Source organism: Winogradskyella marina (assembly GCF_015645385.1).
Taxonomy (GTDB): Bacteria; Bacteroidota; Bacteroidia; order Flavobacteriales; family Flavobacteriaceae; genus Winogradskyella; species Winogradskyella marina.
This window is the reverse complement of sequence record NZ_JADOET010000004.1, coordinates 143,807-168,661: the sequence shown is the minus strand read 5'-3', so window position 1 is coordinate 168,661 and position 24,855 is coordinate 143,807. Positions and strand designations below refer to the sequence as shown.

Genomic DNA, 24,855 nt, shown 5'->3' with positions numbered 1-24,855 from the left:
TTGAGGGGACTTTAGGGATGTAAACTTGTATAATGTTCTTCTTTTGACAACTGCTCCACAGTTCTGATTACTATTTGAAATAGCTAAACGTTTCTCCGTCTTCTATTTTCAATAATGTTTCATAAATTAATTTAATCACATTTTCCACATCATCTCTATGAACCATTTCTACAGTAGTGTGCATATATCGTAATGGTAATGAAATTAGAGCAGAAGCGACACCTCCATTGCTATAAGCAAAGGCGTCTGTATCTGTTCCTGTTGCTCGCGATAATGCTGCACGTTGAAATGGTATTTTCTTAGCTTCAGCCGTATCTGTAATTAAATCTCTTAATTTTTGTTGCACAGCAGGTGCATAAGCTACCACAGGTCCTTTTCCGATTTCAGCATAACCTTGTGTTTTTTGCTCAATCATAGGTGTTGTAGTATCATGCGTTACGTCTGTAACAATAGCTACATTTGGCTTAATAGTTTGCGTAATCATTTCAGCACCACGCAATCCAATTTCTTCTTGAACGGAATTAGTAATATAAAGCCCGAATGGTAACGTTTTTTTATTCACTTTCAATAAACGCGCTACTTCAGCAATCATAAAACCTCCCATTCTGTTGTCTAAAGCTCTACAAACAAATTTGTCTTTATTCAGAATATGAAATTCATCTGGATACGTAATAACACAGCCTACATGAACTCCCATTTTATCCACCTCTTCTTTATCTTTTGCTCCGATATCAATCGTAATATTATCTGGTTTTGGAGCTTGTTCTTTCGCTTTACTTCTGGTATGAATTGCAGGCCAACCAAAAACACCTTTAACAATGCCGTTTTTGGTATGAATGTTTACAATTTTACTTGGTGCAATTTGGTGGTCACTTCCTCCATTTCTAACCACATAAATTAAACCGTTATCAGAAATATAGTTGACATACCACGAAATTTCATCAGCATGTCCTTCAATAACAACTTTAAATTTTGCCTTTGGGTTAATCACTGCAACCGCAGAGCCATAGGTGTCTGTTATAAATTCATCTGCATATGGTTTTAAGTAATCCATCCATATTTTCTGGCCTTCCCATTCGTAACCGGTTGGTGAAGCGTTGTTTAAATATTTTTCTAGAAAATCGAGTGATTTTTTATTGAGTATGCTTTTTGAAGCCATAATAAATGTTTTGAGTTTTTGTAAAAATAATAGGATTTCCTAAGCTTTAATAGCTTTTAAAATATTTTTGTAACAAATTCTGCTATTTTTACACTAATAGATCAATAATCTTAAACATAATTTCGAAACGATGAAGCTAGTAATTACCAATCTTACTAAAACGTATAAAAATGGTGTAAAAGCCATAGACAATCTTAATCTTGAAATTGGAACAGGAATGTTCGGTCTTTTAGGTCCAAATGGCGCTGGGAAATCTTCATTAATGCGAACGATTGCCACATTACAGAGTCCGGATTCTGGATCAATACAATTTGGGGATATTAATGTTTTAGAAGACAAAATGGCTTTACGAAAAGTATTGGGGTATTTGCCGCAATCGTTTGGTGTTTATCCTAAAATGTCCGCAGAAGCCTTGTTAGATTATTTTGCCACTTTAAAAGGAATAAGTTCAAAAACAGACCGACAAGCTATAGTAAAGGAAGTGTTAGATATTACCAATTTGTACGATGTACGTAAAAAACACGTCGCAGGTTATTCTGGTGGAATGAAACAACGTTTTGGTATTGCGCAGTTACTATTAAACAATCCGAAATTGATTATCGTCGATGAACCAACAGCAGGCTTAGATCCAGCAGAACGTCATCGTTTTTTAAATGTTCTGCGAGAAGTTGGCACCAATTGTACAGTCATATTTTCGACACATATTGTTGAAGATGTTAAGGAATTGTGTAACGATATGGCTATTTTGAATGGTGGACAAATTTTAAAACAATCGACGCCATCGCAAGCAAGAGCAGAATTGCAAGGTCGTATTTGGACTAAAGTTATTGATAGAGATGATTTAGAAGCGCATGAAACACAATACAATTTATTGTCCTCTAATTATAATGAAGATAACTCACTCAATATTCGTGTGTTTAACGATTCGCAACCCAATGAAGATTTTGTATCCGTTGAGCCACAATTAGACGATGTGTACTTTATAGCACTTAAGCAAGACGAGCCAGTAAGTGCGGTTTAATTTTAATCTAAAAAGTACATTTATGTTTTCTACAATATTTTTTTATGAATTGAAGTACTGGTTAAAACGACCTGCGACTTACATATATATGGCTATTTTCTTTATGCTATCGGTTTTAATGGCTGCAACCACAGCAGGCATATTCGATAGTATTACAGCAACAACGAGTTCTGCACGAATAGTGAATTCACCAATTTCAATAAACAACCTGTTTAATTCCGTTGCTATTTTAATTTTCTTTTTGTTTCCATCTATTATTGGTGCGTCTATTAATAGGGATTTTAAAAGTGAAATGCATTCCATTTTATATTCGTATCCATTTACCAAAGCCAATTACTTATTTGCTAAATTTTTCAGTGCTATCGTGATGGTTACGCTAATTGTATTAACTATTGGTATAGGCATGTTTATTGGTTTTAGACTACCAGGTACCAATTCTGATTTGGTGACTGCGTTCGATTTTAAATCGTATTTTGATGCCTATTGGCTTTTTATCTTACCTAATATTTTATTGTTTGGAGCCATCGTTTTTGCAGTCGTTACATTTACAAGAAACATTGCAGCAGGATTTATAACCGTTATTCTATTGTTGTTTGTACAAGGTGTAACGGAAAGTTTATTATCAGATCCAGATAGTCGCTATTTGTCTGCCTTATTAGATCCTTTTGGTGCGTCTGCATCTAACTATTATACACGTTATTGGACGGCTTACGAACAAAATGAATTGCATATTCCGATAAAAGAAGTGATTCTCTATAACCGTTTAATTTGGTTAGGAGTAGCAAGCTTGGTGTTTGGATTGGTGTATAAGTTCTTTACGTTTAGTCAGAATGCCATGTCCTTTTCACTCTTTAAAAAACAGAAAGGAGAGCGATCTACGAAGCGTAATTTTGGAGGTATCACAAAAATTAACCTTCCTAAAGTTACTAACGATTATTCATTTATTCAAAATTTAAAAACAACTTGGAATATTTCGAATATAGAGTTTAAGTACATCGTTAAAAGTTGGGCATTTATATGTATTGTCTTGGTTGGCCTTATCGTTGTGCTCATTGCATTGTCCGATTTTGGAAATCCAACAGGAACCGCATCTTACCCAAGAACTTGGTTGATGCTACGAGGAGGAAGCGCCTTTGTGTTTGCTATTAATATCTGTACATTTTTATATGCAGGTATGTTAGTCAACCGAAGCAAAATAGCCAATGTTAATGGGTTAGAAGATGTAACACCAATACCAAATTGGTCGTTGTTTTTATCTAAATTCATTGCTATTGTTAAAATGCAAGTGTTATTACTTACTGTAATTATGATTGCAGGTATATTGTTTCAACTGTATAAGGGCTATTTCGATATTGAAATCGGTTTATATATAAAGGAACTCTTCGGGTTAAAACTGATTAATTATGTGATTTGGGCATTCTTATCATTAATGATTCAAACCGTAATTAGAAATCCATATTTAGGATTGTTTATATTGTTAGTCATTGCTGTAGCAATTCCATTATTAAGTTTGGCAGGAGTAGAGCAAGCAGTATTTAAATACAACGAAGGTCCAGGATTTAGTTATAACGATATGAATGGTTACGGAGATTCCTTAGCCAGATACTTAACCTATAAATTCTATTGGGTTCTATGTGGTTTAGTGTTTATGCTTATTGCAGCTCTATTTTGGGTACGTGGATTACCACATTCATTTAAAGAACGTATAAAAATTGCAAAACAACGTTTTACAACACCTGTTGCAATTGCTTTTATAGTTCTTGTTGCTGGATTTTTAACCATGGGATTCACCATTTACAAAGGCACTAACATTAATAACGATCGTTACTCTTCAAAGGAAGCTGAAGAACTGAGAGTTAAATGGGAAAAAACGTATAAAAAATACGAAGATTATGCGCAACCACGTATTGTTGCTGTAAACGTAAATATGGACTTGTTTATAGATGAACGTAATTTTGAGTCGTCTGGAGAATATACAATGATCAACAAAACGGATAAAGCCATTGACAGTATTTTCTTAAATCATAACGATTATCCTAGTACGTTTAAATTTAGTCGTGAAAACGCATTAGTTTCAGAAGATACCATATACCATTTTGATATTTATAAGTTGAAACAGCCCATGATGCCAGGCGATACCATGACCTTAAATTTTACGGTTAAGAATAAGCCAAACACCTTATTTGTTTCTAATTCGCCTGTAATCGAAAACGGAACGTTTATAAACAATATGACGTTGTTTCCGAGTTTAGGTTATAATGGTGGAGAGCTTACCGATGATAAAACACGTGAGAAATATGATTTACCACCAAACAAGCTAAAACCGCATCCATCAGATTCTACAGCCTTAGGAAATACCTATATTTCTAAGGATAGCGATTGGATAGATTTTGAAGCTACAGTAAGCACAAGCGAAGACCAAATTGCTATTGCGCCAGGCTATCTTCAAAAAGAATGGGTTGAAGATGGAAGACGTTATTTTCATTATAAAATGGATAGTGAAATCTTGAATTTTTACGCTTTTAATTCGGCAAAATATGAAGTTAAAAAAGATAAGTGGAACGATGTTAATCTCGAAATTTATTATCACAAAGGTCATGAGTATAATTTAGAAAGCATGATGGATGGCATGAAAACCTCATTGGCATACAACAGTGAAAATTTCAGCCCATACCAGCATAAGCAATTGCGAATTATAGAGTTTCCGAGTGGAGGATTTGCACAGTCATTTCCTAATACAATACCGTTTTCTGGAGATGTAGGTTTTATCGCTGTTGTAGACGAGGATGCAGACGAAGATGATGCTGGCTTAAACTTTATGTATGCAATTACAGTTCACGAAGTTGCACACCAATGGTGGGCACACCAAGTTATAGGAGCCGATGTTTTGGGGGCAACTATGTTATCTGAAAGTTTATCGGAATACGTCGCTCTAAAAGTGTTAGAAAAAGAACTTGGAAAAACGCAAATGCGTAAGTTTTTGAGAAAATCGTTAGATGATTATTTACTCAGGAGAACCTTTGAGCGTAAGCGTGAAAAACCATTAATGTATAACGATGGTCAAGGTTATATTCGCTATCAAAAAGGCTCATTGGTGTTTTATGCATTGAGTGATTATATTGGAGAAGATGTGCTAAATGGAGCGTTAAAAACTTATGTTGAAAAAGTGAAGTTTCAAGAGCCACCTTATACCACGTCTATCGATATGGTCAATCATATTAAGGCCGTAACACCAGACAGTTTACAATATGTAATTACGGACATGTTTGAAACCATAACGTTATATGACAATAAAACCAAAAACGTAACCACTACCGAATTAGCTAATGGTAAATATCAAGTAGACATTGAGTTTGAAGTGAGTAAATACAGAAATAACGAAAAAGGAAAGCAGATTTTTACTGACAAAGGAAAAGATTCCATTTCGTTTTTAGCAGAAGGGAAGGAGAAGCCAATCTTATCATTACCACTTCAAGATTATATAGATATTGGGATTTTTACAGAACATGAAGTCGATGGAAAAATGAAAGAAAAGGAACTTTATCTTAAGAAACATAAAATCACATCAATAGATAATACCGTTTCAATTATTGTCGATGAAAAACCAACTGAAGTAGGTGTAGATCCGTACAACAAATTAATTGATAGAATGTCTGGAGATAATCGTCAGTCCATTGGGAGCCTGACGGAAAGTACAGAGGACTAACACGCCTTGTAATAATTTAATTGAGAAGCTGAATTGATTCAGTGAAACATCATACTAAGACCTTTCAAATCGTTTGCATTTGAAAGGTCTTTTGGTTTATAAAAGTTTGAAAAAGTTTTATAATATTAATAATAATTTAAGGGTATAGACTGTAAATATTACTAATTTTGAAATTGTTAAGAATGTAACATTGGAACGATTTTGGCGTTAGACTAGTTCATGAAGTATATTACCTATATAGCATTGTTTTTTTCAGTTGCGATAAGTGCACAAGAAGATCCTGTAAAACAAGATTCTACAGAAGTGCATTATATGATTATTGAAGGAGATTCCGTGCCTGTAACGTCGGTAAAATTAAAGGAAGTTCTAGTGTTACCTAATTTAAAGTTTGAGGACAGAGCCGCTCGAATTCGATACATTATTTTAAGACGAAAAACTCTAAAAGTATATCCTTATGCCAAGTTGGCTGCAGAACGATTAGAGTCTTTACAAGAGCGCTTAGATGCTTTAGAACGTAAGCGTGACAAAAAACGGTACGCTAAAATTATTCAGAATTATATTGAAGACGAATTTTCAGCGGAATTAAAGAAACTCACCAAAACCGAAGGCCAGATTTTAGTGAAACTCATTCACAGACAAACCGGAAAAACAACCTTTGAGCTTATTAAAGAATTACGAAGTGGTTGGCGAGCCTTTTGGTTTAATAGTACAGCAAGTTTGTTCGATATTTCTTTGAAAAAAGAATTTAGTCCAATTAATGAAGAGGAAGATTATTTAATTGAAGATATTCTACAGCGCGCTTTTAGAAGTGAACAATTAATACGGCAAGAACCAGCTTTTGAAATTGATTTTTACGAGAGTTTAAACAAATGGTCTCAACCAAAAAACACGATTAATTCTAAAGAATAAACCATGCGCATTCAATCTCAATTTGAAGAACAATTAAATGCTTGGACACATGGAATAGGAGCTGCATTAGGAATTGCTGCATTGGTGTTATTGACTGTAAAAGTAGATGATACAACACCTTGGAGTTTATTTAGTGTCGTTGTTTACGGAATTTCTATAATAGTGCTTTTCTTAGCGTCTACATTTTATCATGCCGTAAAAGGGGAGAAGCGTAAACATTATTTTAGAATTGTAGATCATATTAGTATCTATTTACTTATTGCTGGCACCTATACACCAGTTTTATTAATAAGTCTTACTGATAGTTTGGGTTGGCCATTATTTTGGACAGTTTGGGGAATTGCGGCTTTTGGTGTCATTATTAAGCTCTTTTTTACAGGTCGTTTTGAGGTTATTTCAACATTACTGTATTTGGTAATGGGTTGGCTTATTATTTTCGATTTTTCTAATGTCTCTGAGGCACTTGGTCCAAATGGTATTCTGTGGTTGTTTGCTGGCGGAATGTCATATACAGTCGGTATAATTTTCTATGCCATTCAAAGAATTCCGTTCAACCATGTGATTTGGCATTTGTTTGTTTTAGGTGGCGCAATTTGCCATTTTTTTATGATTTACCTGTTCGTGATTTAGAATTCTAAGTCGTCATAAATTACTTTCTCAGAAATGCCTTCAACATTACCACTATACGCTTTACCTCTTAATTTATTAACGGTGTGAAATGCTAATGCTTCAGATGGAAACTTCTTAATTAATTCTTGAATGTTGATTTTATCCGATTCATTTTCAATGTTATGTAACCATTCATCCTCTTGGTTTTCGAGTAAAATTAAAGGCATTCTCGAGGTTTTTAACTTTGGGTTATTATGAATTTTAGACATTACAGCATTTCCTTCAGTAGTTACAATAGAAAATGTATTCATTAATCCGCCAGTTTCAGGATTGGTCCATTCGCTATACAAACCAGCAAGTGCCATAGGTTCGTTATCTTTTCTGTGAATATAAAACGGATAGATCTTGTTATTATAATGGTGATGTTCATAGAAACCATCAACATAAATAATACATCTGTGGTTTACTGCCGAAGTTTTAAAGGATGCTTTTTCAAAAATGGTTTCACCTCGTGCATTTAGCGTATTATTCCAGAATTTTTTTTGTTGTTCTGCATCATTAACCCATTCTGGTACTAAACCCCAAGTTGCAACTTCAGGAAATTCGGGTTGTCGGTCTGTATAAATTAATAATTCTGGATGATTAAAACCAGACACATGATGCAACGGTAAATCAGTCAAAGGAATTAAATCTTCAATAATTTCTTCAATAGCAGAAAGGTCACCTTTTCGTTTGGCACGTTTTAACTGACTTTCTAAACTGGCTTTAATGTCGTAACACATAATTAACGATTGAACTTTTTGGGTTTTTAAACTCGTTTTAAAATCAGTTTTTATAACACCTAACCCTTAATCGTCCCCATAAACTAAATCAATAAAATCAGACTTTTCTATAGTCCCGAAATAATTTTCAATGGACACCTCTTTTAAGGCTTTACTGATTTCATTTTTGTCATAAGGCACTCCAATAAGCATCGCTTCGAGACTTGAAACGGGTTGTCTACCAAAGAAATCACCAAAGACTTTAAAATCTGAAATATGTCCTTTTTCAACAAAAATACGAAGGTCAATTTCACCAATAGGAAAACGTTTGTTGCGTTCGATATTGAATTTAGGGGAACGTCCAAAATTCCAATCCCATAAATCATATTTTTCAGCTTTTAAATCGTAAACAGCTTTCCATTCTTCTTCCGTTAATTTATAGGTTTCAAACGGTTCGCTGGCTTCGTACAAGCCTATGAGTAGTTGTTTTTTAAAGTCGGCCATAGAAATTGGCGTCTTTAAGAATTCGCTGATATTCGCCACACGACTTCTAACCGACTTATGACCTTTAGATTGAATTTTACTCATTTTTACCTGAAGCGCTTTAGCGACCTCACTCATGTCTGTATCAAATAATAAGGTTCCATGACTAATCATTCGTTTTCCGGTAGAAAATTGAGCAGTACCAGAAATTTTCTTCTCATCTACCAAAATATCATTCCGACCTTTAAGTTCGGCAGCAACTCCCATATCGTTTAACACTTTAATGACAGGTGCCGTAAACTTCTTAAAGTTACTAATGCTTTTTCCATCGTGATTAGTAATAAAACTAAAATTCAAATTTCCTAAATCGTGATAAACCGCTCCACCACCAGAAATTCGTCGTACCACATGAATATTATTGGCCTCTATATATTCTTGGTTAATTTCCTCTAAGGTATTTTGATTGCGCCCAATAATAATGGAAGGTTCGTTGATGTAAAACAACAAATAATCCGTAGACGTATCAAAATGTCTTAAAGCATATTCTTCTAAGGCTAAGTTTAATTTTGGGTTGGTTTGCCCTTCGTTATCAATAAATATCATAAAGTTTATCTCGTTTGGTAGCTAACAAAGATAATAATTTGAAATGGCTGAAATAAATAGCTGTTGTTTTATGATTTAAAATTTTTATTGGTTTGATCTAAAAATAAAATTAACTCTATTGCTTACAGTCGTTTTTAATACGTTAATAATGTTGTATCCAAAGCTTGTGTACGATTCGTACATTTTTTCGAATGTAAACACAGCTTCAATTATAAGTAAAATAGATCCTCTTCATTTCAGTTGTTTGCTCATTTTCGTATTCTAAATTAAAACCAGTCCAAATCCATAGAAAGGTATGGCAAAACTCACTGAAGATGACTTTAAAACAAAAATTGAGGCCAACGCTAAATATTTGTTTTCCTCCAATTTTTTAAATCTTAGAAAAGGATATTTTATTTTTCACTCGATTATGTTCTTAATAGAGTGTTTTATTTAATTAGTGCTAGCGGTATTGTCTAAATTTAGTGGCGTAGTTTGGTAACTAAAACAACGTAATTAATTATACAAGGTATTGGCATTTCGTTGTTTTTCACCTCATCAATTTGAATTAACTTTAAATTCTAATTGTTGTATTTAATTCCTAAATTTTCTTTCAGAATATTGCCCTAAGAAATATGCAATTATAATAGGAAGTATCGAAAAAGCGATATAGTTTTCTAAAACGCCATATTCAGATAATAATATTAATATTCCTGTTGATAAAACGATAAAAATGATATCAAACGTTCTTTTTCTCATTATGTGCTATTTTTAAATTCCGATTGAGTGAGCACTACTGCAATCAGTTGATTTAAGTATTTTTAAATATATTAAACCTGAAATTTATTTTATTTCGTTGCTTTTCTATCTCTTAATAATTTCATCAATAATCCATACACTAAACCTCCAATCAACCAAATTAGAATTTTTATCCAAAAGCGGTCAAAAGTAAAGTCATCCGCAATCAAATCAAGAATACTTGAAAAAACTAACATAATTATTCCAAATATTAAACCTTCTACAACCCAATTAATTTTTGTGTTCATAATTTCGTTTTTAATTTAGTTTAGGATTCCGTAAACAAGCTTAAAATCATATTTAATTTTTATCTCGTCTGCTTAAAGAATGCCAACGGCCTCATAAAAATGCAGTAGCGCAGTAAAAATTACTGTTTCTAGATTTGCAATATACTTAATTAAACGCAAAAACGGTTTAAGTTTGCACTCAAGCCGCTATTGCGTTTATACAATGTAGTAAGCAGTTTTTATTTCGTTTTGCAAGTTCCACTATTACAATAAGCTTCTCCAACAGTTTTAGCAACTGCCATTCCAAATATTACGTGTCCCATTAAACTTCCTATTGCCATTAAAACCATAGAGCCATCCATTTTTGGCATTGGCATCATCATTCCCATTATTCGCATCATAACCTGTGCAATTACAAAGGCAATAATTCCAAATACTGCTCCTTTTAACCATACATTGCTAATTTTATGTTTAAAAATACATAAGTAGGTGTACGCAAAGGCAAAGATTATACCTATCATAAAATGCATTATCCAACCTATAAAAACTGGCATTCCTAACATTCCTGAAAGCATTTTAGGTGGTGACATTTTCGGCATTCCCATCATTGGAGCTACCATCATTACTGCAGTCATTATGACTGTACCTATAATTCCCGCTAAAACTGATTTTTTAATTCTATTGTTCATAATTTTAATTTTTTATTGTTTTTAATACTGCTAATAGCATTTCACCTCCGATTCTTTCTTTATAATTTGGGTTGATGTATTCAAAAAGAATCTTACCTTCTTTGTCTAATACCATTACCGTTGGTACTGGCATAACTTCAGATGTATCTCCTTTTTGTCTTTTAGCAGCAATAAAACCTTTCAACATTGTTGGCGTTTTAAAGCCAATTCCCACTTGTTGGATAAATTTTGCGTTTGGGTCAGAAAGCAGTGTGTAATTGATACTGTCGTTACTTTTTGTAGATTTTAAGTTTTTATAATCATCTGGACTTATCGCAACGATCTGATAACCCAAATCTAAAATATCGTTTTCTATATCTACTAATCCTGAAAGTTGCATATTGCAATATGGACACCAACCACCACGATAAAACACCAAAATAGTAGGCTTTTTCTTTATTAGTCTTTTAAGTTGTGTTAGATTTCCATCAGAATCTTGTAAAGTGGCACTTGGTATTGTTTCTCCAATGAGTAAAGGTGAAATATCTTCTGCATTATTGGGTGCTTGAGCAGAAACCGGTGTTGAACACCAAAAACAAAATATGCCTAATAATGATTTAAAAAACAGCCTCATAAGTTAGTTTTTACGATTTAACTCCATTGGGATGTGAATTTTTACTTCATCGCCAACAACCATAGTGGCTGCCCAATCGCCTGTACCAACTCCGTAGTCTGTTCTATCGATTGTAGTATCAATAACTACTCCTAAAATGATGGTTCCTTCCATCATTGGATGTTCCATTTCTCCCGTAATCTTCATTGGAAGAACCATATTTTTAGTAACGTCTTTAATGGTTAGTTTACCATGGATTAAATATTCTTTGTCTGATTTTTTTTCAAATTTTGTAGATTGAAAAGTCATTTTAGAAAACGTATTTGCATCGAAAAACTCCTTTGATTTTAAGTGCTCATCTCTCTTTTCATCATCCGTATTTATACTGTTTATAGATACCGAAAAATCAGCTTTACTTCCTTTTAAATTGTTTTGGTCGAAATGAATCATACCGTCAAAGTCAGTAAATTTTCCTGGAACAGAAGAGAAGAAGTGGTTGATTGAAAAATTAACAGACGTGTGAGATTTATCAATTTTCCACATTGTAGCATCTTGTGCGTTTGCAGAAAGTGTACCTAATGCAGTAATTGCTACTGCCAAAACCATTGTTTTAAATGTTGAAACCATTGTTTTAATATTTTAAAAGTTATGATAGTCAAAATGAACTATATATACCTTTATACCAATAGTTTCAAAAAATCACCCAAGTCGGGTAATTTTTTTTATATTTTTTGTTTTTGCTTGTCTTCCTCCTTTACTTTTCTGATTTGTTCAACACACTTATGTTTTTGATTTTGAGCGTTATGTCGCGTAGAGTAGCCATAATCTTTTTGAATTTGGTCTATGGCTTTTTCTTTGAAAAAAATGTCGTGAATAAGTCGGTTACAATGGTCTGTTATTTTAAGTAAGTACCCTTTTAGTTTTTCTAAATACGTTTTTTCCTCTTCAATGGAATCATTAATTGAGGTTAAGAAGTCAAAAGATTGTAATTCGTCAACGGAAAGTTCATAATTTTTGTCTCGAAGCTTTTTGAACCATAGATTTTTACAAATGGCATAGACATATGTATCTATTGAAGCCGTCAATTGAAAATCATCTTGACGAAGTTTTTCAACAAGCACCATCATTGCTTCCTGAAAAAGGTCTTCTGCATCGGCTAGATTTCCGCTGTTGTTTTGCACGAAATTTGAAATTTTACCAAAATTATCTTGGTACAACTTTCCAAACGCAAAATTATTTTCAGTTTTTAAGTCGACTATTATATTATTCATATTCTATTTGTCGTTGGTGTATTCCGGACCTTAACGCATTGAGTGATTTTTGCAAATTGGCTACGTGTTTATGTATGGTTAGTTGCGTGTTTAAGCACTAAAGTTAGCAAATAAATCACAGATAGAAAGTTCGCGAGGACTTTCGTAAGTAGGCTATAACCAGCAATGAATTATACACGGTGTTGCCACACGTTTTTATTTTCAGTTTTCAATGCATTCTCATTAGACACACTTTTAATCGATTAATTAGTCTTTCTGATTTTAAACATTCCATTGGTGTCAAATTATCTAATGCTGGAATATTTTTATCTAACCAATCTAAACTTGTTTCTCCAATATAATAATAAATGACTTTTGCGAAATCAATGCGGTTATCTACTTTCGAGAGAAGTTTTTTTTGAAATTCAGAATTTGTCCAATCATCACCAAATATGGCTAAAAACCTTTCCCAACTGCCTTGTCCTTTATAGTATTGTTCAAGTTGAGCCATATTAAATTCGATTATATTGGTCAATCCATTCCGAAAATGAGTTGGCTATTTTCTCGACTGTATTAAAATCGTGGTCGAAAAAATGAACAGAACAGCTTTGTTTTTCTTCATTCAGTTCGGCAGTTAAAAAGCCAAAAATATTTCCCATACTGTCAGATGCAAATGGTATTAAATCAACTGAAAGTTGAGCAGTCCATTCGTTTTGTTTATCGTAAATTATTCTTTCGGTTGTCCAAAATTCTTGAATATCCCAAAGGTCAATTTCGTTATCAACTATTAAGTCCAAAATTTCTGGTGAATAGATATTTCCATATTCAGTTAGGAACAACTTGACTTGATTTGGAATTATTATATTTAATTCCGCTTTTAGTTTTTCAATATGAGATTCAGACGCTTTTTCTAAATCATCGTTTTTATCAAACCTTTCTCTGAATTTATTAAATATCTCCATTTTTTTCAAATGTGTGGCAACGTGTTATATATAAATATTTATCATTCAGACCCCATATATAAAACCTATTATAATAGGTTACTCATCTTTCTGAGGTAACAATAACAAATCTAACTCTTTTACCTCAAAAATCAATACGTAAAGTTACGTATAGGTCTCGTATTCAACAGCCAAGATAAACGGTTCTAGTAAAAAGTGCTTACGGTAAACCGTAATGCTCAAAATTCATATTCCAAAACCCTATAAAATGCAAAAACCACCAAGCTATCGCCAAGTGGTTTTTATTTTCGATAATTTTTCTTTTTCTACTTACTTATCAATAGAGCCTAAAACGCGTTTCATAAAGTCGTTAACAGCATCTTTTTTAGTAGCACCATCTTTAATCATTTTATGGACTTCAATAGCTCCGTACATATTAGAAATAAGTTCTCCAATAACGTCTAATTCTTCATCTTTAAGTGACGGCACTTCTGTTAAGTGCTCTAAAGTTTCAATAGTTTCAACGATGTAATCTTCATCATTGTCTTCAATGAATTGCGTTAAGTGTTTTATTACAGGTAGTTTCATGTGCTAGTGGTGTTTTGTGTTGTTTGAGAGGTTTCGACTGCGCTCAACCTGACAACTTTTGTTGTGTTTTGCTTAACCTGACAGACTTATGTTACACGGCGTCGTCTACCAATTCTTTTAAAACATCGAACTTATTGGTTTGAACTTGGCTTTTAAATTCGCCACTTTTAAATGTTGCAAAGGTTGGTAAATTGTCAACACTTGCTAATTTTCTACTTTCAGGAAACTTTTCTGCATCAGCGATAACAAACGTTGCACCTTCATTTTCTGTTGCTAACTTCTTAAATTTAGGTTTCATTATACGACAATTGCCACACCATGTCGCAGAATACTGAACGATTACTGTATCATTACCATTGATAATATCTTGAAGATTATCTTGTTCTAATTCTTGTATCATAGTTTGATTTTTTTTATAAACCTGACAGATTTTTAAAACCTGTCAGGTCTAAAATTAGCTATTAATGAGACGCTAAGTATTCAGCAGTTCCCTTAGCATTGGCTTGCATAGCATCTTTACCTTCTTCCCAGTTTGCAGGACAAACCTCTCCTTTTTCTTGTACATGCGTTAACGCATCGATAATTCTCAAATATTCGTTAACGTTTCTACCTAATGGCATGTTGTTAACGCTTTCATGTTGAATTGTTCCTTCTTCATCAATGATGTAAGTTGCTCTGTAAGTTACGTTGTCACCTTCAACAGTTACTAATCCTGTTTCTTCATCAAATTGCTCATTAAATGTATCTAAAATACCTAATGCTGACGCTAAGTTACGGTTAGAGTCTGCTAATATTGGGTAGGTTACGCCTTCAATCCCTCCATTATCTTTAGAGGTGCTTAACCATGCAAAGTGAACTTCTGCAGTATCACAAGATGCACCAATAACGATAGTGTTTCTTTTTTCGAATTCACTTTGTGCTGCTTGGAAAGCATGTAATTCTGTTGGGCAAACAAAAGTGAAATCTTTTGGATACCAAAAAAGGACTACTTTTTTATTGTTGTTTTTTGCTTCTTCTAATACATTTACCTTAAAAGTATCGCCCATTTCATTCATTGCGTTTACTTCTAAATCTGGGAATTGTCTTCCTACTAATGCCATATTTTTATAGTTTTAAATGGTTAATTATTTTCTACTACAAAGATACCTTTCATTAGTGAAATAATGCGTTAAGTAAATTTTAAATTTTAATAAAGCAATAGATTTTAGCTATGGCGATTTTTAATTGTGATAATTAAAAACTATTTATTTTTTAGCATCTTAATTTTAATTCTAAATGCAGCAAAAACTAAAGTTGTGAACGGACTTAGCCAGTTAAAAATGGCATAGCCAATGTATTCGCCCACACCAACACCTAAAACACCACTTTGGTAAGCACCACAGGTGTTCCAAGGAATAAGAACAGAGGTTACGGTTCCAGAATCTTCAAGTGTACGACTTAAGTTTTCTGGTGCTAAGCCTCTGTCTTCATAGGCTTGTTTAAACATTTTACCTGGAATTACAATCGCTAAATATTGATCTGAAGCCACAATATTAAGTCCTATACAACTTCCTACAGTACTAGCAAATAATCCAAAAACAGACGTCGCAACAGATAACAAGGCTTTTGTGATTCTAGATAAGGCTCCGATGCCATCCATTACACCTCCAAAAACCATGGCGCAAACAATGAGGTAAATGGTCCACAACATGCCTTCCATACCGCCAGCTGAGAAGAGATCGTTTAATTTTTCGTTGTCTGTAACAACTGAAGTTTCAATAAGTATTGAATTTACAATTGATGTGATATTAGAATCGGATAAGCTTTCTAATACGTGTCCCTGAAAAACGAAAGCGAATATAATAGCTAACACAATCCCAGAACCTAATGCTGCCAAAGGTTTTGCTTTTAGTAAGATTAAGGCAACGACTATAACAGGGACTAAAAATAACCACGGTGAGATATTAAACGTTTGTTTTATTGAGTTAAGAAGGTTACTGATATCTGCATTTCCTGTTGGGTCTATATTGAAACTGATAACTCCGAAAAAAATTAGAGTTATGGTAATTGTTGGCACTGTTGTATAGGCCATATATTTAATATGCGTAAATAAATCGGTACCAGCCATGGCAGGAGCTAAATTGGTGGTATCACTTAATGGAGACATTTTATCTCCAAAGTAAGCGCCAGATATTACAGCACCAGCAATCATCCCTGGATTAATACCTAAGGCAGTTCCAATGCCAACTAAAGCAATACCAACAGTAGCAGAGGTGGTCCAAGAACTTCCAGTTGCGATGGATATTACAGCGGCAATAATAACAGAAGCTGGTAGAAATATTTCAGGACTTAAGACTTGTAAGCCATAATAAACCATGGCGGGAATCACTCCGCTCACTAACCACGTACCGGACAGTGCTCCGACCAAAAACAAAATCATAATAGGCACAAAAACGCTTTTAAGGTTTTCCCAAACCTCTTTTAGCATGGTTGTAAGACTCACTTTATTAAAAAAACCAACACCAGCTGCGATTCCGCCACCAATTAATAAGATGATTTGATTGGTGTAACCACCAAACCATTCTTGATCTTCAACAAAAAAAATGTTATAAGCTAATAGTCCTACTAAAATGACAACAGGAATGAGGGCTTCAAGAAAACTAAGTTCTTTATTATCTATAATTTTTTGATCTTCGAGTTGGATCTCACTTAGTTCGTCGTTGTCTTGCATTTTCATTCAGTTTAGTGTTGTAATGTTACGATTTTGTGAAACCAAATGCAAATCGAATACAAATCATAGAATATGACGTAAAAAAAAGGTTAGACGCTTATTCTTGTATAAGAATCTAACCTTTAATTGTATACGTGTAATTTTTGCTTAAAGAATATTCAATTTTTCCATGCAAGCTTTCATCGTTTTATAAGTACGTTCAATATCGGCATCTAATCCAATTGAAAATCGAATTAAACCATCACTCAAGCCCATGGCTTCTTGTTCATCTTCAGGGATTTCAGAAGAGGTAGAGCTTCCTGGTGCACTAAATAAGGTTTTGTAGAATCCTAAGCTTACTGCCAAATAGCCAAGGTTGCGTTCTTGCATCAGTTCCATTAAGGCATTTGCTTTATCTAAAGATCCAACATCGATCGTCATCATACCTCCAAAACCATATTTTTCATTCATCATGGATTTGAATAACTCGTGCGATGGGTGAGAGGCTAAGCCAGGATACACCGTTTTTAACCCATAGTTTTCAAATTTCTCAGCTAAATACGATGCGTTATAACTGTGTTGCATCATTCTAATATGTAGTGTTCTAAGATTTTTTAATACCGAAGCCGAACGCAAACTATCCATCGTAGACCCTAATAACATGGCAGCACCACTATTGACGTTCCGTAAATCATCTATAAGTTGTTGTGAGCCACAAACCACACCACCAACAGTATCAGAAGAGCCATTGATGAATTTGGTTAAACTATGAATGACAATATCGGCTCCCAAATTAACTGGAGAAATGGATAGTGGAGAAAACGTATTATCTACAACTAATTTTAGATTGTGCTTTTTTGCTAGTAGTGCCAAACCAGTTATATCGGCGACTTCGAGTAATGGATTGCTAATTGATTCACAGTATAAAATCTTTGTTTTAGGTGTTATTGCGGCTTCAACACTAGCAAGTTTAGTAATATCTACAAATGTTGTGTTTATACCTAAACGTGGAGCAAAGTTTTTTAGGAACGCATACGTACCTCCGTAAATCGTTCTGCTACTTACCACATGATCTCCAGAGTCACAAAGCTGCAATACAACCGGAGTAATGGCTCCCATTCCAGAAGCTGTAACGGTTGCCGTTTCTGTACCTTCCATTGCTGCTAAAGCTTCACCTAAATATAAATTTGAAGGCGACGAATGACGCGAATAAAGGTAACAACCATCAGCATTACCTTCAAAGGTATCGAACATTGTTTTTGCTGATAAGAAGGTATAGGTTGAAGAATCTGAAATAGATGGATTAACTCCACCAAATTCGCCAAAGTACTGTAAATCTTGAATGTTATTTGCCGGTTTAAAAGTCATAGTAACAGTTTTAGTGATTATGTAGTTCAAATTTCGATATATTTAGATGATATATCAATGATGTAGGTAGTATTTAGATTAATATACTGTAAAAACTCATAGTTGTAGTTTAGTTTTAATTATATTTGAATGAATTACAATTATTTCCGAAAAAACAACACCTATGATTTTTGATGCCATTGACAGAAAACTTCTTCATTTACTTCAAACCGATAGTAAACAGACCAATAAAGCCTTGTCAATGCAGTTAAATTTATCAGTGACTGCCGTTTATGAGCGTATTAGAAAGCTCGAGAAGAGTGGTATCGTAAAGCAGTATGTTGCGTTGGTTGATAAGAGTAAAATACAAAAAGACTTTGTTGCGTTTTGTCATGTAAAATTGGTACAACATTCACAAGATTATGTGGTGATGTTTGAACGTGAAGTAAAACAACTAAATGAGGTTTTAGAATGCTATCACCTCAGTGGTGATTACGATTATTTACTTAAAGTTCTAGTCAAGGATATGACAGCGTTTAGAGAATTTATGGTAGAAAAGCTAACCAAAATAGACCATATTGGAAGTACACATAGCATGTTTATGATAAATGAAGTAAAGCATACCACTGCAATTTCATTAATGTGATTATGTTTTAAATAAAATTTTTAATTTTAGCATATGAAACAAACGCATATCAAAGATTTATATAAACTTATATTTAAATCTTACGATACACCTTCGCTAAAAGAACATATAAAAAAGATCATGGAACTCGATGCGTTTCTACCATATAGTTCTACGTTTTTTTGTATTACAAATACACAAAATTTAACCTTTGAGTATATTAGTAAAAATTATACGGCTTGTCTTGGGCTTGATGCTCAGGAGTTAAAAGTACATGGCATGCGTTATTTTTGGAATAGAATTCACCCAGACGATATTGATGCTTGGCTTAGTGCACTTAATAGTTTAATGGAATTTACACTTAGTGAAATTTCAGTACATAAACGTAAAGACACAAATTACACTTGGAATTTTAGGATAAAAAATGCCAATGATGTTTATGTTAATATCATTCAGAATACCACACCTTTGGATTTCGATTCAGACGGAAAACCAATAATAGGATTAGCACATTACACCGTTTTAGATCCTCATATAAAAATGGATATTACTGCATCTGCTAAAATTCTAAATGCTAATAACGAATATGAAACACTCTATTTTAATAACTTTTCTCAAAAGTTACTAACTGAAGATGTTAGTAACAGAGAGCGCGATGTCATCAGGTTATTGGTGTTGAATCATACGAGCAAACAGATTTCTAAAAGACTAAGTATCAGTCCTCATACGGTTGATACGCATCGAAGAAATATATTAAAAAAGTTTAATGTGTCATCTACAGGAGAGTTGATTGGCATGCTAAAAGTGAATCAACATTGGTTATAAATACGGTAAAATACTCAAATTGAGTATTGCTAATTTTTGTTTTAAAATGCAATTTTGAAGTGCTATTAGCGATTAAGGGGAAAATATGTCCATTCTATAAGATTATTTTTTAATCTCATAGTTTGGACTATTTTTTTGTTCAAATTTGTGTCCATCATCTTGTTATATAATTCCAATAAATTAGAGAGTTTTTCGCTTTTATACCTAAAATTATATCCTAATTTTCCTTTAAATTATTTCATAAAGCAACGATTAGCAATATTTTTACGTCTATTCTTAAAAAAGATCTAATTAAATCATCAATCAGTTTTAAAATCAATTCCTATGAGAAAAATAATATTACTATCCCTTAGTCTCATATTAGTGCTATTATCATCTTGTGCGAGTGTTGAAAAACATAACTATCAAGTCACAAAATTACATGCCGTAAAACATTTACACGAAGACATAGATAAAGTTTACGAGCAGCTTCAAAGACACCACCCACATTTATATCAGTTTACATCTAAAGCCATTTTAGATTTTAAATTTGATAGCTTAAAAAAGGCCATTGATGAACCAATGGATAGTAGGACACTTTACAAACAATTAGCGGCAGTAACTAAATATGTTGGTCAAGGCCATATGTCGTTGTCACCTCCTAGCAAACAGTTTACACGAAAAGAAAGAAAGGCATTAAAGGGCTCAAAATTTGACATCAATAATTTAGATTTCGAATATTTAGACGAAAAGCTTTTTATTGTGAACGCTAGAGGAAACGACTCGGTTTTAATTAATGCCGAAGTATTAAAAGTAGCGGATGAAACGCCACAAGATTTAATTAAAGAATACAATAAAATTATAGCATCAGATGGTTATAATACGACCTTTCATAATAGAGTTGCAGGAAACCGTTTCTTAGCGTATTATGTTAAAGATAAAGGCCGATTTGATAGTATTAGTTTTACACTTAGAAACTTAGACTCAACTTTTATTAAAAGTTATAAACGGGTTTTAAAGACGGACGCTATGCAATTAAAGAAAGACTCTATTAAAATGGATTCTTTAGACGCCCTAAAAAAGAAGCTACCAAAACTTACAAAATCTGAGAAAAAAGCGAAAAAAATAAAATTAAAGGCTGAGAGAAAGTACAAACGGGATCACGGATTTATTTATGACAGAAATGAATACACTAGAAATTTAAAGTTTGTCGGTAAAGATAGTTCGGTTGCATTGTTGAAAATTAGAGGTTTTACTAGAGGAAACTATAAAAACTTTTACGAAGAAAGTTTTAAAACCATAGACTCGCTGAAATCTGAAGCACTAATCATCGATTTACGAAATAACTTCGGTGGTCGATTAAAAGAAATCACGTATTTATATGCCTATTTAACCGATAAAAACTACACCATGATAAATCCAAGTGAAGTCAACACTAGATTTCCATTATTAAAAAGTTTAATGAGTAATACGACACCAACAGGGTTAAAGATTTTGGGAGGTTTAATAGCACCAATAATTGCTCCTATTGAGTATCTAAAATCTAGTAAAAAAGATGGGCAATTATATTACAGATTTAATTCAGCAAAAGAAAAAGAACCTAATTCGTTAAATTTTAAAGGCAAAATTTATGTGTTAATTAATGGAAATTCATTCTCCGCTTCTTCTATTTTATCGTCAAAATTGGATGGAGACAATCGCGTAACTTTTGTTGGCGAAGAAACAGGAGGTGCATATAACGGAACCGTTGCAGGAATGTATAAAGTTTACGAGCTGCCAAACACAAAAGTACGTGCTAGAATAGGGCTTGCACATATAGATGCACCTCATAAAATAACTCCAGACGGTTATGGCGTAAAACCAGATGTAGAAATCCTACCGAGTTATGAGGATCGCTTAAATAATACCGATCCAGAATTGGATTGGGTTTTAGAAGATTTAGGTAAAAATAATTACTAATTTTGTTTCTGATTAAGCAGTTTTAAAATTCGTGAATTATTAATCAAAAGTGTATTTTTGTATTCGCTTTGTCATGCTGAGCTTGTCGAAGTATCTCTTTAATTATTAGAAAATTTATATATATGAAATCATACGATGTAGCAATAATTGGTTCTGGACCTGGAGGTTATGTAGCAGCAATCCGTTGTGCGCAATTAGGCATGAAAACTGCCATTATTGAAAAATATTCAACACTTGGTGGCACCTGCTTAAACGTAGGTTGTATTCCAAGTAAGGCGTTGTTAAGTTCTTCGCATCATTATGAAGAAGCCACTAAACATTTTGAAGATCATGGTATCGAAATTCCTGGAGATATTAAAGTGAATCTTGAAAAAATGATCGGTCGTAAACAAGCTGTTGTAGACCAAACTACAGGTGGAATCGATTACTTAATGAAGAAAAATAACATCGATGTATTTGAAGGCTTAGGATCATTTAAAGATGCGACTCATATTACTATTGAAGGTAAAGATGCGCAAGAGATTGAAGCCAAAAAAATCATTATCGCTACTGGTTCTAAACCTTCTAACTTACCATTTATTGAGTTAGATAAAGAACGTGTAATTACATCAACAGAAGCATTAGAGCTAAAAGAAATTCCTAAACACTTAATTATTATTGGTGGTGGAGTTATTGGGTTAGAACTAGGACAAGTGTACCGTCGTTTGGGTGCTGAAGTGACTGTTATAGAATATATGGACAGAATTATTCCTACTATGGATGCTGGTTTGTCTAAAGAATTGAATAAAGTCTTTAAGAAAGCGAAATGCAAAATGATGCTCTCTCACAAGGTGCAATCTGTGGATCGTAAAGGTGATGAGGTCATCGTTAAAGCTGAAAATAAAAAAGGCGAAGTCGTAGAATTTAAAGGCGATTATTGTTTAGTATCTGTTGGTCGTCGTCCTTATACAGATGGTTTAAATCTTGACGCTGCAGGTGTAAAAATGAACGATAGAGGACAGGTTGAAGTCAATGAGCATTTACAAACCAATGTATCTAATATTTATGCGATTGGAGATGTTATTAAAGGGGCGATGTTAGCACATAAAGCCGAAGAAGAAGGTGTTTTTGTTGCTGAAACTATGGCAGGACAAAAACCACATATCGATTATAATTTAATTCCTGGAGTGGTGTACACGTGGCCAGAAGTCGCTGCTGTTGGTAAAACAGAAGAAGAATTAAAAGCCGATAATGTAGATTATAAAGTGGGACAGTTTCCATTCAGAGCATTAGGACGCGCAAGAGCCAGTGGAGATCTTGATGGTTTTGTAAAAATCTTAGCCGATAAATCTACAGATGAAGTATTAGGTGTACACATGATTGGTGCACGTTGTGCCGATTTAATCGCAGAAGCCGTTACAGCTATGGAATATAGAGCTTCGGCCGAAGATATTTCGCGTATGTCTCATGCACATCCAACATTTGCAGAAGCTGTAAAAGAAGCAGCATTAGCGGCAACAGATGATAGAGCATTACACGTATAGACTTTAGATATGATAATAGAACCAAAAACAAGAGGATTTATTTGTTTAACGTCGCATCCAACAGGTTGTGAAAAAAATGTATTAAATCAAATTGATTATATAAAATCAAAACCATCAACAACTAATGGTCCAAAAAAAGTATTAGTTATTGGAGCATCAACGGGTTTTGGTTTAGCATCGCGTATAACAAGTGCTTACGGATCGGAAGCTTCGACCATTGGTGTGTTTTTTGAAAAACCACCATCAGAAGGTCGTCCTGCCTCACCAGGTTGGTACAATAGTGCTGCTTTTGAAACCCAAGCTCATAAAGATGGTTTATATGCTAAAAGTATCAATGGGGATGCGTTTTCGCACGATATAAAAGCACAAACTTTACAATTAATTAAAGAGGATTTGGGTGAAATTGATATGCTAATATACAGTTTGGCATCACCTGTTAGAACGCATCCAGATACTGGAAAACGTTATAAATCCGTATTAAAACCAATTGGTGATACATTTACAAACAATACTGTAGATTTTCATACTGGAGTTGTAAAAGAGATTTCAATAGAACCATGTTCAGGTGACGACATTGATAATACTATTGCTGTAATGGGTGGCGAAGATTGGCAAATGTGGATTGATCTTTTAAAATCTGAAAATGTTTTATCTAAAGATTTTAAAACGGTGGCCTATTCTTATATTGGGCCTTCATTAACTGAGGCGGTTTATAGAAAAGGCACCATCGGTAAAGCTAAAGACCACTTAGAAGCTACAGCGTTTAAAATCACAGATTCTCTAAAAGACATTAATGGAAAAGGGTATGTGTCTGTTAATAAGGCTTTAGTAACACAAGCGAGTTCTGCTATTCCAGTGATTCCGTTATATATTTCATTGTTGTATAAAGTGATGAAAGAAGAGGGCATTCATGAAGGTTGTATTGAGCAAATTGAGCGTTTATTTAACGAGCGTCTATATGCTGAAGACCTACAATTAGATGACGCTGGAAGAATACGTGTCGATGATTGGGAAATGCGCGATGATATCCAAGCTAAAGTTTTAGAACTTTGGAAGGACGCTACAACCGAAACTTTACCAAATATAGGAGATTTAGAAGGTTACAAAACCGATTTCTTTAATCTCTTTGGTTTTAATGTTGAAGGTGTTGATTATGATAAGGATGTTAATGAAATGGTTGCAATTCCAGGATTACAAGAATAATAAGATTACATTTTAAATAATTGAAAAGCGGATTTCTGATAAAGATTTTCGCTTTTTTTTTGACATGAGCTTCATGAAAAAATTCCGCAACCAGTACTTAATGTCTTTGCGCCTTTGCGAGAAAAAATATTTACGCTGAATTTCACGGAGTTTGCACGAAGGTTCACTGAGAAATTCTTTTAAGCTTCAACTTTTTAGTAGTTATCAATAACTTATTAAAACCTGATACAGCTTTTTTGAGGATTTAAGTTTTTGCGTCTTTGCGGCTTCGTGAGAAAAATATTAACGCTGAGTTTCACGGAGTTTGCACGAAGATTCATGGAGAAATTCTTTTAAACTTCAACTTTTTTAGTAGTTATCAATAACATATTAAAACTTGATACAGCTTTT

Annotated in this window: 25 protein-coding genes; 9 read left to right on the top strand and 16 right to left on the bottom strand. The window is 33.6% G+C overall.

Translation table 11 applies throughout. From position 1 onward, the window contains the following. Positions 1-70 precede the first annotated feature (70 nt). On the bottom strand, positions 71-1,159 hold the full coding sequence (locus ITJ86_RS07005; protein WP_195870913.1) for a M42 family metallopeptidase: 1,089 nt from the start codon (positions 1,157-1,159) through the stop codon (positions 71-73). Positions 1,160-1,289: 130 nt separating this feature from the next. Between ITJ86_RS07005 and ITJ86_RS07000 the strand changes: the two genes are divergently transcribed. The 4 genes from ITJ86_RS07000 to trhA all read left to right on the top strand — a co-directional run bounded on the left by ITJ86_RS07000 (position 1,290) and on the right by trhA (position 7,425). Then, entirely contained in the window at positions 1,290-2,180 is an 891-nt protein-coding gene (locus tag ITJ86_RS07000) for an ABC transporter ATP-binding protein (RefSeq protein WP_195870912.1), read from the top strand. Positions 2,181-2,202: 22 nt separating this feature from the next. Beyond that, on the top strand, positions 2,203-5,886 hold the full coding sequence (locus ITJ86_RS06995; RefSeq protein WP_195870911.1) for an ABC transporter permease/M1 family aminopeptidase: 3,684 nt from the start codon (positions 2,203-2,205) through the stop codon (positions 5,884-5,886). A 219-nt stretch (positions 5,887-6,105) separates the two neighbouring features. Next, the gene (locus ITJ86_RS06990; protein WP_195870910.1) at positions 6,106-6,795 is read left to right on the top strand and encodes a DUF4294 domain-containing protein; all 690 of its coding nucleotides are present in this window, start codon (positions 6,106-6,108) and stop codon (positions 6,793-6,795) included. A 3-nt stretch (positions 6,796-6,798) separates the two neighbouring features. Beyond that, on the top strand, positions 6,799-7,425 hold the full coding sequence (gene trhA, locus ITJ86_RS06985) for a PAQR family membrane homeostasis protein TrhA (RefSeq protein ID WP_195870909.1): 627 nt from the start codon (positions 6,799-6,801) through the stop codon (positions 7,423-7,425). On the opposite strand, the gene ITJ86_RS06980 is transcribed toward trhA, so the two are convergent. The 15 genes from ITJ86_RS06980 to ITJ86_RS06910 all read right to left on the bottom strand — a co-directional run bounded on the left by ITJ86_RS06980 (position 7,422) and on the right by ITJ86_RS06910 (position 18,372). Beyond that, on the bottom strand, positions 7,422-8,186 hold the full coding sequence (locus ITJ86_RS06980; protein ID WP_195870908.1) for an SOS response-associated peptidase: 765 nt from the start codon (positions 8,184-8,186) through the stop codon (positions 7,422-7,424). The two genes, trhA and ITJ86_RS06980, sit on opposite strands and share 4 nt — an antisense overlap. Before the next feature lie 66 nt (positions 8,187-8,252). Then, positions 8,253-9,251: a lipoate--protein ligase gene (locus ITJ86_RS06975; protein ID WP_195870907.1), complete on the bottom strand. Its 999-nt coding sequence runs from the start codon at positions 9,249-9,251 to the stop codon at positions 8,253-8,255. A 573-nt stretch (positions 9,252-9,824) separates the two neighbouring features. Continuing rightward, entirely contained in the window at positions 9,825-9,989 is a 165-nt protein-coding gene (locus tag ITJ86_RS06970) for a hypothetical protein (protein WP_195870906.1), read from the bottom strand. Positions 9,990-10,078: 89 nt separating this feature from the next. Next, on the bottom strand, positions 10,079-10,276 hold the full coding sequence (locus ITJ86_RS06965) for a hypothetical protein (protein ID WP_195870905.1): 198 nt from the start codon (positions 10,274-10,276) through the stop codon (positions 10,079-10,081). Positions 10,277-10,494: 218 nt separating this feature from the next. After that, positions 10,495-10,944, bottom strand: a complete 450-nt coding sequence (locus tag ITJ86_RS06960) for a DUF6789 family protein (protein ID WP_195870904.1) — start codon at positions 10,942-10,944, stop codon at positions 10,495-10,497. A gap of 4 nt (positions 10,945-10,948) precedes the next feature. Further along, a complete protein-coding gene (locus tag ITJ86_RS06955) occupies positions 10,949-11,557 on the bottom strand; it encodes a peroxiredoxin-like family protein (RefSeq protein ID WP_195870903.1) in 609 nt (202 codons plus the stop codon). 3 nt (positions 11,558-11,560) lie between these two features. Continuing rightward, positions 11,561-12,163, bottom strand: a complete 603-nt coding sequence (locus ITJ86_RS06950) for a YceI family protein (protein WP_230080244.1) — start codon at positions 12,161-12,163, stop codon at positions 11,561-11,563. A gap of 95 nt (positions 12,164-12,258) precedes the next feature. Continuing rightward, complete coding sequence (locus ITJ86_RS06945; protein WP_195870902.1) at positions 12,259-12,807, bottom strand: RNA polymerase sigma factor; 549 nt, start codon at positions 12,805-12,807, stop codon at positions 12,259-12,261. 208 nt (positions 12,808-13,015) lie between these two features. Beyond that, positions 13,016-13,297 carry a hypothetical protein gene (locus ITJ86_RS06940; RefSeq protein WP_195870901.1) on the bottom strand — a complete coding sequence of 94 codons (282 nt, stop codon included), beginning with the start codon at positions 13,295-13,297 and terminating at the stop codon, positions 13,016-13,018. Between the two features lies 1 nt (position 13,298). Further along, positions 13,299-13,748 carry an SMI1/KNR4 family protein gene (locus tag ITJ86_RS06935; protein ID WP_195870900.1) on the bottom strand — a complete coding sequence of 150 codons (450 nt, stop codon included), beginning with the start codon at positions 13,746-13,748 and terminating at the stop codon, positions 13,299-13,301. Positions 13,749-14,057: 309 nt separating this feature from the next. After that, a complete protein-coding gene (locus ITJ86_RS06930; RefSeq protein WP_195870899.1) occupies positions 14,058-14,315 on the bottom strand; it encodes a DUF6952 family protein in 258 nt (85 codons plus the stop codon). A 91-nt stretch (positions 14,316-14,406) separates the two neighbouring features. After that, complete coding sequence (locus ITJ86_RS06925) at positions 14,407-14,715, bottom strand: thioredoxin family protein (protein ID WP_195870898.1); 309 nt, start codon at positions 14,713-14,715, stop codon at positions 14,407-14,409. 61 nt (positions 14,716-14,776) lie between these two features. Continuing rightward, entirely contained in the window at positions 14,777-15,415 is a 639-nt protein-coding gene (locus ITJ86_RS06920; protein ID WP_195870897.1) for a peroxiredoxin, read from the bottom strand. Between the two features lie 140 nt (positions 15,416-15,555). Further along, positions 15,556-17,025 (bottom strand): Na+/H+ antiporter NhaC, encoded by a 1,470-nt coding sequence (gene nhaC, locus ITJ86_RS06915; protein WP_195870896.1) that lies wholly within the window; start codon positions 17,023-17,025, stop codon positions 15,556-15,558. 147 nt (positions 17,026-17,172) lie between these two features. Next, positions 17,173-18,372 carry an aminotransferase class I/II-fold pyridoxal phosphate-dependent enzyme gene (locus ITJ86_RS06910; protein ID WP_195870895.1) on the bottom strand — a complete coding sequence of 400 codons (1,200 nt, stop codon included), beginning with the start codon at positions 18,370-18,372 and terminating at the stop codon, positions 17,173-17,175. A 163-nt stretch (positions 18,373-18,535) separates the two neighbouring features. Between ITJ86_RS06910 and ITJ86_RS06905 the strand changes: the two genes are divergently transcribed. The 5 genes from ITJ86_RS06905 (at position 18,536) to fabV (ending at position 24,465) form a co-directional block, all read left to right on the top strand. Continuing rightward, on the top strand, positions 18,536-18,997 hold the full coding sequence (locus ITJ86_RS06905; RefSeq protein WP_195870894.1) for an Lrp/AsnC family transcriptional regulator: 462 nt from the start codon (positions 18,536-18,538) through the stop codon (positions 18,995-18,997). A gap of 33 nt (positions 18,998-19,030) precedes the next feature. Further along, entirely contained in the window at positions 19,031-19,801 is a 771-nt protein-coding gene (locus ITJ86_RS06900; RefSeq protein WP_195870893.1) for a LuxR C-terminal-related transcriptional regulator, read from the top strand. Between the two features lie 324 nt (positions 19,802-20,125). Beyond that, positions 20,126-21,739 (top strand): S41 family peptidase, encoded by a 1,614-nt coding sequence (locus tag ITJ86_RS06895; protein WP_195870892.1) that lies wholly within the window; start codon positions 20,126-20,128, stop codon positions 21,737-21,739. A 122-nt stretch (positions 21,740-21,861) separates the two neighbouring features. After that, entirely contained in the window at positions 21,862-23,262 is a 1,401-nt protein-coding gene (gene lpdA / locus ITJ86_RS06890; protein ID WP_195870891.1) for a dihydrolipoyl dehydrogenase, read from the top strand. 9 nt (positions 23,263-23,271) lie between these two features. Then, positions 23,272-24,465: an enoyl-ACP reductase FabV gene (gene fabV / locus ITJ86_RS06885; RefSeq protein ID WP_195870890.1), complete on the top strand. Its 1,194-nt coding sequence runs from the start codon at positions 23,272-23,274 to the stop codon at positions 24,463-24,465. Positions 24,466-24,855: the final 390 nt, after the last annotated feature.